11 protein-coding genes are annotated in these 12,812 nt (G+C 66.6%); 2 read left to right on the forward strand and 9 right to left on the reverse strand.

Features of this window, described 5'->3' with window-relative positions; all coding sequences use genetic code 11:
• Positions 1 to 10 precede the first annotated feature (10 nt).
• From tsaE to AC07NY_RS23575, 9 genes are all read right to left on the reverse strand, one after another.
• Positions 11 to 1,567, reverse strand: coding sequence for a tRNA (adenosine(37)-N6)-threonylcarbamoyltransferase complex ATPase subunit type 1 TsaE (gene tsaE / locus AC07NY_RS23535; protein WP_494585828.1), 1,557 nt, complete (start codon positions 1,565 to 1,567; stop codon positions 11 to 13).
• Positions 1,564 to 4,044, reverse strand: a complete 2,481-nt coding sequence (locus AC07NY_RS23540) for an ATP-binding protein (protein WP_494585829.1) — start codon at positions 4,042 to 4,044, stop codon at positions 1,564 to 1,566. The genes tsaE and AC07NY_RS23540 overlap by 4 nt, the downstream gene beginning before the upstream one ends.
• Positions 4,045 to 4,443: 399 nt before the next feature.
• On the reverse strand, positions 4,444 to 5,850 hold the full coding sequence (ahcY, locus tag AC07NY_RS23545; RefSeq protein WP_494585830.1) for an adenosylhomocysteinase: 1,407 nt from the start codon (positions 5,848 to 5,850) through the stop codon (positions 4,444 to 4,446).
• A gap of 106 nt (positions 5,851 to 5,956) precedes the next feature.
• On the reverse strand, positions 5,957 to 6,088 hold the full coding sequence (locus AC07NY_RS23550; protein ID WP_492286817.1) for a hypothetical protein: 132 nt from the start codon (positions 6,086 to 6,088) through the stop codon (positions 5,957 to 5,959).
• A gap of 6 nt (positions 6,089 to 6,094) precedes the next feature.
• Positions 6,095 to 6,409, reverse strand: a complete 315-nt coding sequence (locus AC07NY_RS23555) for an HPr family phosphocarrier protein (protein ID WP_492286818.1) — start codon at positions 6,407 to 6,409, stop codon at positions 6,095 to 6,097.
• A 21-nt stretch (positions 6,410 to 6,430) separates the two neighbouring features.
• Positions 6,431 to 6,832: a PTS sugar transporter subunit IIA gene (locus tag AC07NY_RS23560; protein ID WP_061971766.1), complete on the reverse strand. Its 402-nt coding sequence runs from the start codon at positions 6,830 to 6,832 to the stop codon at positions 6,431 to 6,433.
• A gap of 108 nt (positions 6,833 to 6,940) precedes the next feature.
• The gene (locus AC07NY_RS23565) at positions 6,941 to 7,426 is read right to left on the reverse strand and encodes an HPr kinase/phosphorylase (protein WP_494585831.1); all 486 of its coding nucleotides are present in this window, start codon (positions 7,424 to 7,426) and stop codon (positions 6,941 to 6,943) included.
• Positions 7,416 to 9,215, reverse strand: a complete 1,800-nt coding sequence (locus AC07NY_RS23570; RefSeq protein WP_492286821.1) for a stimulus-sensing domain-containing protein — start codon at positions 9,213 to 9,215, stop codon at positions 7,416 to 7,418. Before AC07NY_RS23570 ends, AC07NY_RS23565 begins: the two co-directional genes overlap by 11 nt.
• A 67-nt stretch (positions 9,216 to 9,282) precedes the next feature.
• Entirely contained in the window at positions 9,283 to 9,984 is a 702-nt protein-coding gene (locus AC07NY_RS23575; RefSeq protein ID WP_492286822.1) for a response regulator, read from the reverse strand.
• 141 nt (positions 9,985 to 10,125) lie between these two features.
• Between AC07NY_RS23575 and AC07NY_RS23580 the strand changes: the two genes are divergently transcribed.
• A complete protein-coding gene (locus tag AC07NY_RS23580; protein ID WP_494585832.1) occupies positions 10,126 to 10,887 on the forward strand; it encodes a HugZ family pyridoxamine 5'-phosphate oxidase in 762 nt (253 codons plus the stop codon).
• A 288-nt stretch (positions 10,888 to 11,175) separates the two neighbouring features.
• Complete coding sequence (locus AC07NY_RS23585) at positions 11,176 to 12,786, forward strand: phosphoenolpyruvate carboxykinase (protein WP_492286824.1); 1,611 nt, start codon at positions 11,176 to 11,178, stop codon at positions 12,784 to 12,786.
• The last annotated feature ends 26 nt before the right edge of the window (positions 12,787 to 12,812 follow it).

Consider the following 12,812-nt stretch of genomic DNA (forward strand, 5'->3'; position numbering starts at 1 on the left):
TGGCTTGAGCTTAATCTGCCGCTTCGGTCTCGAACAGCTTCGGCATATGCGCCTGGTACCAGGCCTTCAGCTCTTCGAGGGCGGGGTGATCGAGATTGCGGCGCAGATAGCCCTCGATGCGCGGCAGATGCTTCAGGTAATCCGGCTTGCCGTCGCGCTTGTCGAGCCTCGCGAAGATGCCGGCGATCTTGGTGTTGCGCTGGGCGCCGAGGATCGCATAGGCGCGGGCGAAATCGGCAAGGTCGAAATCCGGCGTATCGGCCCGGCGCGCAGCCCCATAAGCCGCGAGCAGCCGCAGTTCCAGCGAGGCCGGGACATCGACGCGCGCATCCTGCCCGAGCGAGGCGAGGTCATAGGCAGGGTGGCCGAGCACCGCGTCCTGAAAATCGATCAGGCCGAGCTTGGCATGGCCTTCGCGGCCTTCCAGCCAGATCAGGTTCGGCGAATGATAGTCGCGCATCGTCCAGGTTGCCGGCTGAGCGAGGATCTCGTCGAAGAGCTTGCCCCAGATCCGCGCGAACTCGGCCTGCGTCACGGCGGGCAGCGTCACCCCGGCGATATGCGGCGCATACCATTCCAGGATCAATTCGGCTTCGATCGCCATGGCCTGGCGGTCGTATTCCGGGATGGCGTGATCGCGCCCCTCGGCCACCGGCAGGATCGCCGGCAAGGTGTGGCGGTGGAGATCGGCGAGCAGCCGGGCCGCCGCCTCATAGCGCTCGGCGATCGGCCGGCGCTCGGCGTCGATCACGCCCTCGTTGCCGAGATTCTCGATGACGAGCAGACCGGTCGTCAGGTCCTCGGCGAGGATCTCCGGCGCTGAATAGCCGAGCGAGCGCAGGCCGCGATCCATCGCGACGAAGGCCTCGACATTCTCGGCGAGATGCGCGAGCGCGCTATAGGGCTTGCCGAGGCGGATCGGCGGGCCGTCCGGGCGCGGCGGCGAGATCATCAGCACCGCGGTCTCGCCGGTCGGCCGGGTCAGGCGCTCATAGGCGCGCGTCGAGGCATCGCCGAGCATGAAGTCGCGGCGGGCCTCGCCCCAGCCGGCAGCGTCGACCAATCGGCGCGACGCGACCGCAATGGCCACGCGCTGCTTCCAGAGCACGCCGCCCGAGAGATCGGCGATGCGGCCGGTCTCGGGATTGTCGGGATCGACGTCGAGCACGATGTCGAGACGCCGGGCAGCCGGCAGGCGCGAACCGGCCCGGTCCGGCCACTCGACCAGCAGGATCAGGCGATCGATATCCTCGACCAGCCCGATATCGTCGAGTTCGTCGGGCGAGCGCACGCGGTAGAGATCGGCATGCAGCACCGTGCCCTGCGCCGTCTCGTAGCTCTGGACCAGCGTGAAGGTCGGGCTCGGTGCCTCCAGCGCGGGATCGCGGGCAAGCTCGCGCAGGATGGCGCGTGCCAGCAGCGACTTGCCGGAGCCGAGATGGCCGGAGAGCGCGACGATGTCGCCGGGCTTGAGGATCGCGGCGATATCGGCGGCGAGGCGCAGCGTCGCCGCCTCGTCCGCCAGCAGAAGCCGGTGCGTGCCGGCCTTGCGGGCTTCTTCCGTCATTCAGCGGCATCCGAGAGTGGCACGCCCTGTGCCGGGAAAACGGCCGTCACCCGCGTGCCGCGGCCGGGCGCGGAATCGAGTTCGACATGGCCGCCATGCAGTTCGACGATGGAGCGGACGATGGAGAGGCCCAGGCCGACGCCGCGATGGCTGGAGCCGAGCGAATGGCTCTCGAAGCGCTCGAACACCTTTTCCACGACCTCGGCCGGGATACCCCGGCCCTGATCGGCGACGGTGATCCGGATATCCCCGCCGGTGCGCGTGGCGCTCACCGTGACGGTCTGGCCGGCGGTGGAGAAGCCGATGGCGTTGGAAAGCAGATTGAACAGCACCTGCCGCAGGCGCTTGCCGTCGGCACGCAGCGGGCCGGTGCGCGGGTCGATCTCAACCTTGAGATCGAGCTTCGTGTCCGTCAGCCGATCGTTCAATCCAGCCGCGGCCTGAGCGATGGTGTCGGCGACATCGACATCCTGGATCTCCAGCGTCAGGGCGCCGTTATCGATCGTGGCGAGGTCGAGAATGTCGTTGATGATGGCGAGCAGCGCGCCCGACGACCGGACGATATGCGAGGTGTAGTCGCGCTGCTTCTCGTTGAGCGCGCCGACCGTCTCGGTGCCGAGCAATTGCGCGAAGCCGATGATGTTGGTGAGCGGCGAGCGCAATTCGTAGGAGACGTGATGGACGAAATCCTCGCGCAGCCGCGAGATCGTCTCAAGCGCGTCGTTCTTCTCGGTCAACGCCCGCTCGACATTCACGCTGGCCGTGACATCGGCGAAGGAGATCAGCGTCGCGCCGTCCGGCAGCGGGGCGGCGGCCATGTCCAGCACCGTGCCGTCGCGCCGTTCCATGCGGCTGCTGTAATCCTCGCGGGCATCGCGCACGCCTGTGACGACGCTGTGCAACTCGCTCCAGACCTCGTCCTGCGGGAAGAGCGGCTTGCAGAGCCGGATGACCTCGTCGATATGCGGGGCGCTCGCCGCGAGATCGCCGCCCTGGATACGCCAAGACTGGGCGAAGGCGGGGTTGGATAGCTTCAGCCGGCCGTCCGAACCGAACACGGCCACGCCCTCGCGCAGTGAGTCCAGGGTCTCCCGCTGCGTGCGAGAAAGGGCGTTGAAGCGCGATTCCAGCGTGAAGCGTTCGGTGACGTCGTCGTAGAGATAGGTGACGCCGCCCTGTGGATTGGGACTCGCGACGACATGGATGGTGCGCCCGTCCGGCAGATACCACCAGTCCTCGCTGGCCCGCGTCGCGGTATAGGCCGCCTGCGCCGCCGCCTTCCAGCTGCGATAGTCGCCAAGCTCGGGCAGGCGCCGCTCGGCGCGCAGCTTGTCGAGGATTTCGCCATCGGTCGGCTGACCGTCGAGGAAGCCTGCTTCCAGCGACCAGAGCGTGTCGAAGCCGGAATTGCGATAGACGAGACGCTGCGCGCCATCGAAGACAGCGACCGCCGTCTTGAGCCGGTCGAGCGTGCGGACATGGGCATCCATCTGGCGCTGCAGATCGGCGCGGATCGCCTCCAGCTCGCTCATGTCGATGGCGAAGCCGGCATAGCCGGTGGCGGTCGGCAATTCCATGATGTCGAGCGTGCGCCGCTGTCCGGAGACGACGGCCGGTGCCCGCAAGGCGAAGGTCGCGCCTTCGCGCCGCGCCCGCCCGGCGGCGTCGCGCTCGGTGCGATCGAGCAATTCGAGCCCGCTCTTCACGACGGTCGTCGCGTCAGCGGCCTCGACGGCGCGGGCATAGGCAGCGTTGACCCAGGTCAGGCGGCCATCGGCATTGCGCATCCAGGCCGGATGCGGCAGCCCGGCCAACAGGCTGGAAAGCGCCGCATGGCCGGCCGTGACGCGCTCGAGCTCGCCGCGCAAAGTCATGACCTGCGCCCGCTCGCCCGTGACCTCGCGGAAGCGGATCACCGCGCGCCCGGCAACGGGACGTCCCTCGACATCGATGAAGGGACCGGACTTGCTGCGCAGCGTGATATTGAACGCCTCGCCACGCTCCTTGAGCGCATCCGTCGCCAGTTCGAGGCGCTTGGCATCGGCCGGCGGCGCCCAGCTGCCATAAGCCAATGCGAGCGCCGTGCCGGGTGCGCCGAGGAAACCGCTATCGCCCTCGAAGATGGGCTCGGCATTGCGGCCCTTCCAGCTCACCACGACCTGCGGGTCGGCCGCGAGCAGGATCGACAGCCGCTCCTGATGGCTGCGTGCCGCCTCAAGATCGGCCGCCAGCTTGGCTTCGCGCTTCTGCCAGCGTGTCCGCTCGCGGACATAGATCAGCGATGTCGTCGTGGCGAAGACGGTCAAACCCGCCAGGATCAGCGACAGTCCGCCCGAGCTCACGGCATCGAAGGATACAGGGGCCAGCCATTCGCTGCGCGCCATGGTCGGAACGGTGGCCGAAGCGGCCGCCAGCCCGGGCAGCAACGCGCGCGGACGCCAGCCGCCATCTCGCCCCTGTCGCCTCGCCCGTGCCATTCCGCTTCCGTCGTCTCTCCGGCGGCAGGAGCCGCCTTGTCCATCGGGCTCGTCGGAATCGACCGAGGGAGCTGGCAGGGCTGCCATCTCCGGAGGGGCCGATCCACGCTCGCCACCACGCCAATCACATCAGAGCTGCGTTCCGGCCCGCGCATCGCGGCGGCCGAATCAGTCCCACTCTAATCATCGGTGGAGTCCGTCAGGAAGTGCTTAATGACCCGTAAATCGTCCGTTTTTCCGGACGGGCGCATAGTCGACCGAAGAACATCAAGTTCTAGAGGCAACAAAGAACGGTTGGCACAATTTGTAGTGGCTACAGAGGTGATTCCCGGAAGGCACAGCCATGAAAAAAGGCCCGGCGGATGCCGGGCCTTGCAATTGCAGCGTCTGAGCGCCTTGTCAGTAGCGGTAGTGATCCGGCTTGAACGGGCCGGCCTGCGGCACGCCGATGTACTTGGCCTGAGCGTCGTTGAGCTTGGTGAGCTTGGCGCCGACCTTGGCGAGGTGGAGCGCCGCGACCTTCTCGTCGAGATGCTTCGGCAGGGTGTAGACGTTGTTCTGGTAGTTCGCGTGGTGGTTCCAGAGCTCGATCTGGGCGAGCGTCTGGTTCGAGAACGAGCAGGACATCACGAAGGACGGGTGGCCCGTGGCGTTGCCAAGGTTCACCAGGCGGCCTTCCGAGAGCAGGATGATGCGCTTGCCATCGGGGAACTCGATCTCGTCGACCTGCGGCTTGACGTTGTCCCACTTGAAGTTCTTCAGGCCGGCGACCTGAATCTCCGAGTCGAAATGGCCGATATTGCAGACGATGGCGCGGTGCTTCATCGCGCGCATGTGGTCGACGGTGATGACGTCGAGATTGCCGGTCGCCGTGCAGAAGATGTCGCCGCGCGGGGCAGCGTCTTCCATGGTCACGACCTCGTAGCCTTCCATCGCCGCCTGCAGGGCGCAGATCGGGTCGATCTCGGTGACGAGCACGCGGCAGCCGGCCTGGCGCAGCGAGGCGGCCGAGCCCTTGCCGACGTCGCCATAGCCGGCGACGACCGCGACCTTGCCCGACATCATGACGTCGGTGCCGCGGCGGATGGCGTCGACCAGCGACTCGCGGCAACCATAGAGGTTGTCGAATTTCGACTTGGTGACGCTGTCGTTGACGTTGATCGCCGGGAACGGCAGGCGGCTGGCCTTGGCCAGTTCGTAGAGGCGGTGCACGCCGGTGGTGGTCTCCTCGGAGACGCCCTTGATGGCGGCGCGGGTCTTGGTGAACCAGCCCGGATTGGCCTTGAGCTGACGCTTGATCAGCGCGAAGAAGATCGTCTCTTCCTCATTGTCCGGCTTGCCCAAGAACTCGGCCTTGCCGGCTTCGGCCTCGGCGCCGAGGATGATCAGCATGGTCAGGTCGCCGCCGTCGTCGAGGATCATGTTCGGCGTGCCGCCGTCACCCCAGGTCGCGGTCTTCAGCACGTACTCCCAGTACTCCTCCAGCGTCTCGCCCTTGATGGCGAAGACGGGGGTGCCGGTCGCGGCGATCGCGGCAGCGGCATGGTCCTGGGTCGAGAAGATGTTGCAGGACGACCAGCGCACGTCGGCGCCGAGATCCTTCAGGGTCTCGATCAGCACGGCGGTCTGGATGGTCATGTGGAGGCAGCCGGCGATGCGGGCACCCTTAAGGGGGTTCTTGCCCTTATGCTCGGCGCGAACCGCCATCAGGCCCGGCATCTCGTCCTGGGCCATGTTGATTTCCTTGCGGCCGTAATCCGCAAGCGAGATGTCCTTGACGATGTAATCCGACACGGGTGGCTCCAATCGCTCAGCCTGAATGATGGCGCGCTCTCTAGCAGCGCGCAGAGCGAATGGCAATCAAAGATATAAAGATGTCTTTATATGATTGATAGACTCCGGATCGAAGGCGTCAAAGCCAGCCGCTTCCACGCAAGCGCCGCAATGATATCCGGCCGCGCAGAAGCTCGATGAAGAACCAACCGACTAGCAAAAGCGAAACAAGACCGGCAGCAACCTCAACCCAGCCGAGGATCGCCGGCATGGCTGCCTACTCGCCCTCGCCGAACTTGTCGGCGATCAGGGCCGCGAGGGCATCCAGCGCCGGCTTCGCCTCCGCTCCCTTGGCGACGATGGTGATGGTCGAGCCGATGCCTGCGCCGAGCGTCAGCACACCCATGATCGAGGTGGCGCCGACCGTCTCGCCACAGCGGCTCACGGTGATGTCGGCCTCATAGCGGGCAGCGCATTGCACGAATTTCGCGGTGGCGCGGGCGTGCAAGCCCTTCTTGTTGACGATCTGGAATTCGCCGTAGAGGGCCCCGGTGGGGATTTCGACGTCGGGGCAGTCGCAGTCTTCGTCCATCCTGCCCCTCTCGCGGCGCGGTTACTTGCCGGCCAGCACGCGGCTGGCGACCGTGATGTATTTCCGTCCCGCATCCTGCGCGCTGGTCACGGCTTCGTCGAGGGTCTTCTCCTCGCGCACGCTGGCGAGCTTGATCAGCATCGGCAGGTTGACGCCGGCGACGACGTCGATGCGGCCGGGCTCCATCACCGAGATCGCCAGGTTCGAGGGCGTACCGCCGAACATGTCGGTGAGGATGATGACGCCGCGGTCGGTCTCGACCTGCTCGACGGCCGCGATGATGTCGCGCCGACGGCTCTCCATGTCGTCATCGGGGGCGATGGCGATGGTGGCGAGGTTCTTTTGGGGGCCAACGACGTGTTCGAGCGCAGCGCGGAACTCCGTCGCCAGATGCCCATGCGTCACGAGGACCAGTCCGATCATTCAATCCAGCACCGGAGAGCGCCGTCAGCGCCCGGACAAGGTCGCGGTTTATGCGGCAGGAGCGAGATATGCGCAAGCCGTCAGCCGCCAAACTTGTCAAAATCGTGGTTAGCGCTCGGCCTCTGTGAATAAGTCCAAGGCGTTCAACGCAAGCCTCTCGTCGCCCGCGCGGCCCGTCATGCGCAGGCGCGGGAGATCAATGCCGGCTAGGCTGTCGACGAGGTCCTCAGGCTCGGGCATGCGCGCCGGCTCCTCGGCCGAGAGATCGACGATGAGCCGGATCACGACCGCTCCCGTATGCGGCTCGGGCGTGAGGCCGAGCCCGCGACGCTCGATGATCCCCTCCAGGGGAGCGACGGGACGTGCCACCAGCCGCCCACCCGTCGCCGCCAACTCCACCCGGTCGTCGGCGACGAGCCGGGCGAAACGGCCCGCCTGCGCGGCGAGCGTGATCAGCGCGAGCGCGAGCGTCGACTTGCCGCTGCCGGAGGCGCCGCGGATCAGGATGCCGGCCTCGCCGACAGCGATGACGGTCGCGTGGATGCGGGTTCGTTGGTGCGCGGGCATCGCGGCCGCCCCGGCATCAGGCCGCATGGGCATAGGCCGCCGGCAGGCAGACGATGAAGCGCGCACCGAGGCGCTGCGGCTCGCCGTCCGGGCCGATCGGCCCCAAGCGGTTCTCGGCCCGGATCGAGCCGCGATGCGCCTCGACGATCTGGCGGGAGATCGACAGGCCGAGGCCCGAATTCTGGCCGAAGCCCTCGTTGGGCCGGTCGGTGTAGAAGCGCTCGAAGATGCGTTCCAAAGCGTGCGGCTCGATGCCCGGGCCCTCATCCTCGACCGTGACGAGCACGTCGTTGGCGACGCGCGAGAGCATGACCTTCACCGGCTTGTCGGCCGGCGAGAAGGAGCGGGCATTGTCGATCAGGTTGACCAGGACCTGGCCGATGCGGGAATCGTGGCCGAGCACGAGGAAGGCGTCATCGCCGAGGCGCTGGCTGCGCCGGTCGCTGCTCAATTCGATCTTCGGCTGGCCCTCGCGCCGCGTCTCGTTCTGGATCGTCACGACGGCGCCAAGCACCTGCGCCACGTCGACCGGCGCGGAATCGTTGCGCGCGAGCTCGGCATCGAGCCGCGATGCGTCGGAAATATCCGAGATCAGCCGGTCGAGCCGGCGGACGTCGTGCTGGATCACCGCCATCAACCGGCCGCGGGCATCGTCGGTCTTGGCGCGCGGCAGGGTCTCGACGGCACTTCGCAGCGAGGTCAGCGGGTTCTTGAGCTCATGGGCGACATCAGCCGCGAAGCTCTCGATCGCCTCGATGCGGCTGTAGAGCGCCTTGGTCATGTCGCGCAGCGTGCCGGACAAATGGCCGATCTCGTCATGGCGGCTGCTGAAATCCGGAATCTGCTCGCGCGATTTCACACCGCGCCGGACGCGCTGGGCTGCTTCCGAGAGCTTGCGGATCGGCTCGGCGATGGTGCCGGCGAGCAGGATCGAGAGCACGATCATAACGCCGGCCGCGACCGCGAAGACCTGGAAGATCGCGAAGCGCTCGGAGGCGATCACCGCATCGATGTCGCCGCCTTGCGTGGAGAGCAGCAGCGCGCCCTTCACGGTGCGGAAGCGCTGCACGGGCACGGCGACCGAGACGATGGTCTGGCCGCGGGTGTTGACGCGCACCACGCTCGCCGGCGCGCCGTTCAGGGCGCGGGCGACCTCCGGATAGGACTTGCCGTTGGCGTTTTCGAAATCGTCATAGGTCGGGACGTCAGCCTTGCCCAGGCGGTTGCGCAGCATGTTCCAGGTGCGCTCAAGCAGCGGCGGCTCGTCGGGCTCGCCGACGCGCGGCAGGTCGAGGCGCAATACGTCGCCGCGCGAATAGAGGCTGCGCGAGTCGATGGTGAGCATGCCGTCCTTGTCGTAGACCCGCGCGCGGGTCTTGGTCGGCGTCACCAGCCGGCGCAGCAGCGGCGCGACCTTCTCGGGATTGATCGAGAAATCGAGCGGGTCCTCGGCGATGCCGGCGCTCTCGCCGGCCTGGAGCTGGAGCAGCTTGTCGGGATCGATGGTGATCGTGTCGATCTCGACCGTGGCCGAGGAGGCGATCGCACCGGCGATGATCTCGCCCTGGGTCAGAAGGCTCTGGACGCGCGCCTCGATCAGCCCCTCGCGGAACTGGTTGAGATAGAGAAAGCCGATCAGCAGCGCGACGAGGCCGCCAAGGTTGAGGACGAGGATGCGCCGGGTCAGGCTCGAGGCGGCGCGCAGCGAGATCGCGCGCGCCATGCGCCGCCAGCCGATCCCGATACGGCGACGCAGAACGGCGCGCCAGCCGGCAGGCGGCGCGGGCGTTCTAGCCTCATTATCGACGGTTGCCATGGCTGCGGCTTGCTTCCCGCTCGGGATGAAGGCGGCAGCGAATCCGCCGCGCGCCGGCTTCCTTGCCTCAGGTTTCCTTGAAGCGATAGCCCACGCCGTAGAGCGTCTCGATCATGTCGAAATCGGCATCGACCTGATTGAACTTCTTGCGCAGACGCTTGATGTGGCTGTCGATGGTGCGGTCGTCGACATAGACCTCGTCGTCATAGGCCGCGTCCATCAGGGCGTTGCGGCTCTTCACCACGCCCGGGCGCTGCGCCAGCGACTGCAGGATCAGGAATTCGGTGACGGTGAGCGTCACCGGCTCACCCTTCCAGGTGCAGGTATGACGCTCGGGATCCATACGCAGCAGGCCGCGCTCCAGAGCCTTGGCATCCTCGGTGCGGGGGGCGGCGGTCGCATCCTTGGCACCGGCGCGGCGCAGGATCGCCTTGACGCGCTCGACCAGCAGACGCTGCGAGAACGGCTTCCGGATGAAATCGTCGGCGCCCATCTTCAGGCCGAAGAGCTCGTCGATCTCCTCGTCCTTCGAGGTCAGGAAGATCACCGGCAGGTCGGATTTCTGCCGCAGGCGGCGCAACAACTCCATGCCGTCCATGCGCGGCATCTTGATGTCGAAGATCGCGAGGTCGGGCGGGTTCTGCTTCAGCCCGTCAAGGGCCGAGGCACCGTCCGTATAGGTCATGATGCGATAGCCCTCGGCCTCGAGGGCGATCGAAACCGATGTCAGGATGTTGCGGTCGTCATCGACCAGCGCAATCGTTGGCATAAGGCTTTCGTCTCTTGTTCTCGTTGCAATACAGGGTTCCCCTCCCGCGCGAGAGGGGCCAAAGCATGGCGGCAATCTAGCCGGGGCGTGGCGATTTGCCTATGACCCCGTATCACAAGCCGGAAATCGCAGTGAGGTTCCATGAGCAAGGCCGCCAAAGACGTGATTCAGCCGATGGACGAGGCGGTCCGCGCGGAGGCCAAGGCCCTGTTGCGAGAGGCCCGCTCCGCCGCGCTCGCCACGCTCGGTCCGGATGGCCACCCCTCGGCGAGCCTCGTTGGGCTCGCCACCGACATCGACGGCACTCCCATCATCCTGATCTCGGGGCTGGCCGCGCACACCGCCAACATCGCCGGTGACCCGCGCGCTTCGCTGCTGATCTCGCCCGGCGGCAAGGGCGACCCGCTCGCCCATGCCCGGATCACGCTGAAGGTCCGCGCCCGCAAGATCGAGCGCGAGAGCGAGGACGGCGCCCGCATCCGCCGGCGCTATCTCGCGCGCCAGCCGAAATCGGCGCTCTATGCCGACTTCCCCGATTTCAGCTTCTTCGCCCTCGATATCGAGGGCGCCAGCCTCAATGGCGGCTTCGCCCGCGCCTTCGCGCCGACGCCGGCCGACCTGTTGAGCGATCCCGCCCATGCCGCCGCCCTCGCCGAGGTGGAAGCCGGCGCCGTCGCCCATATGAACGAGGACCATGCCGATGCGATCGGCCTCTATGCGACGGGGCTGCTCGGAGCGAAGCCAGGTGACTGGCGTGCCATCGGGCTCGATCCCGACGGGCTCGACATGGCGCTCGGCAGTGCTGCGCTGCGCCTTCCCTTCCCGGCTTCGGTCGACGGCCCCGGCGGCCTCAGGCGCGCCCTGGCGGAGCTTGCGACGAAGGCTCGCGCCAAGACCGCGTGACACCGAAACATCCGCGTGAGACGGGCTGCGGCAGGCCCGCGCGGCCATTTACCACAGCCGAAAATTCAATCGATTTAGAAGCCTACCTAAGGTCATCGGGCCTTTTCAATGACTTGAGCGAAGGGCCGCATCGCCTTAAAGACCTTCGTGGCCTCCAGAGGCTGCTAGGGGCAATCGGACCCTGCAGCCTTTAGGCCTCGCCTTCGACGCCCGAGCCCTGCCACCGGCCCGTGCGCATTCGTGAAGACAACGGGCCGCCGACAGCTGGCCGGCCTCCGGAGGAATTCAGTGGACAATATCGGTCAGTTCAATGCCGCCCAAGGCGCCGAGGGCTTCGGCTTCCGCAAGCTGAAGGCCGTGCACTGGAACCTGGAAGCACCGCAGCTCTATGAGGAGTCGCTGGACCGGGGTGAATCCCAGCTCGCCCGTGGCGGCGCGCTCTGCGCCGATACCGGCACCCATACCGGCCGTTCGCCCAAGGACAAGTTCACGGTGCGCGACGCGCTGACCGAGAACACCGTCTGGTGGGAGAACAACCAGGCGATGAGCCCAGAGCATTTCGAAACGCTTCTGGCCGACTTCCTGGCCCATGCCGAGGGCAAGGAGCTGTTCGCGCAGGATCTCTATGGCGGTGCCGACCCCGTGCATCGCGTCAAGGCCCGCGTCTTCACCGAGATGGCCTGGCACTCGCTCTTCATCCGCAACCTGCTGATCCGCCCGCCGCGCGACGAGATCAACGCCTATGTGCCGGAGATGACGATCGTCGATCTGCCGAGCTTCAAGGCCGATCCCAAGCGCCATGGCTGCCGCAGCGAGACCGTCGTCGCCATCGACTTCACCCGCAAGATCGTGCTGATCGGCGGCTCGGCTTATGCCGGCGAGATGAAGAAATCGGTCTTCACCTATCTGAACTACGTGCTGCCGACCAAGGGCGTGGTGCCGATGCACTGCTCGGCCAATGTCGGCGCGAAGGACGATTCCGCGATCTTCTTCGGCCTCTCCGGCACCGGCAAGACCACGCTCTCGGCCGACCCCGAGCGCACGCTGATCGGCGATGACGAGCATGGCTGGTCGAAGGACGGCATCTTCAATTTCGAGGGTGGCTGCTACGCCAAGACGATCCGCCTCTCAGCCGAGGCCGAGCCGATGATCCATGCGGCCTCGCTGCGCTTCGGCACCGTGCTCGAGAACATCGTCATGGACCCGATCACCCGCGAGGTCGATTTCGACGACCAGTCGAAGACCGAGAACACCCGCTCGGCCTATCCGCTCGACTTCATCCCCAACGCCTCGCGTACCGGTCGCGCCGGCATCCCGAAGAACATCGTGATGCTGACCGCCGACGCCTTCGGCGTGATGCCGCCGATCGCCAAGCTGACCCCGGCCGAGGCGATGTATCACTTCCTCTCCGGCTACACCGCCAAGGTCGCCGGCACGGAGCGCGGCCTGACCGGCGTCGAGCCGGAATTCTCGACCTGCTTCGGCTCGCCCTTCCTGCCGCGTCACCCGTCGGAATACGCCAATCTGCTGCGTGATTTCATCGCCAAGCACCATGTCGATTGCTGGCTGGTGAACACCGGCTGGACCGGCGGCAAATACGGCACCGGCCGGCGCATGCCGATCCGCGTCACCCGCCGCCTGCTCACCTCGGCGCTCGACGGCTCGCTCAACCGCGCCGATTTCCGCCGGGATCCCTATTTCGGTTTCGCAGTGCCGACCTCGGTGCCCGGCGTCGAGCCCCACATCCTCTATCCCGTGAAGACCTGGGCCGATAAGGCCGCCTTCGCCGAGACGGCCAAGAACCTCGTCGAGATGTTCGCCAAGAACTTCGCCAAGTTCGAGGACCATGTCGATGACGCCGTGAAGGCGGCCGCGCCGACGAGCTCGCTCGCGGCCTGAGACCAAGCCTTCGGGATTGTGCTACG

Source organism: Allobosea sp. GW821-FHT09G06, assembly GCF_059416005.1.

What these genes read in the sequence shown, in the direction of transcription:
- tsaE (WP_494585828.1), bottom strand. Translation starts at nt 1,567, where the DNA reads ATGACGGAAGAAGCCCGCAAGGCCGGCACGCACCGGCTTCTGCTGGCG.
- AC07NY_RS23540 (WP_494585829.1), bottom strand. Translation starts at nt 4,044, where the DNA reads ATGGCACGGGCGAGGCGACAGGGGCGAGATGGCGGCTGGCGTCCGCGC.
- AC07NY_RS23550 (WP_492286817.1), bottom strand. Translation starts at nt 6,088, where the DNA reads ATGCCGGCGATCCTCGGCTGGGTTGAGGTTGCTGCCGGTCTTGTTTCG.
- AC07NY_RS23555 (WP_492286818.1), bottom strand. Translation starts at nt 6,409, where the DNA reads ATGGACGAAGACTGCGACTGCCCCGACGTCGAAATCCCCACCGGGGCC.
- AC07NY_RS23560 (WP_061971766.1), bottom strand. Translation starts at nt 6,832, where the DNA reads ATGATCGGACTGGTCCTCGTGACGCATGGGCATCTGGCGACGGAGTTC.
- AC07NY_RS23565 (WP_494585831.1), bottom strand. Translation starts at nt 7,426, where the DNA reads ATGCGGCCTGATGCCGGGGCGGCCGCGATGCCCGCGCACCAACGAACC.
- AC07NY_RS23570 (WP_492286821.1), bottom strand. Translation starts at nt 9,215, where the DNA reads ATGGCAACCGTCGATAATGAGGCTAGAACGCCCGCGCCGCCTGCCGGC.
- AC07NY_RS23575 (WP_492286822.1), bottom strand. Translation starts at nt 9,984, where the DNA reads ATGCCAACGATTGCGCTGGTCGATGACGACCGCAACATCCTGACATCG.
- AC07NY_RS23580 (WP_494585832.1), top strand. Translation starts at nt 10,126, where the DNA reads ATGAGCAAGGCCGCCAAAGACGTGATTCAGCCGATGGACGAGGCGGTC.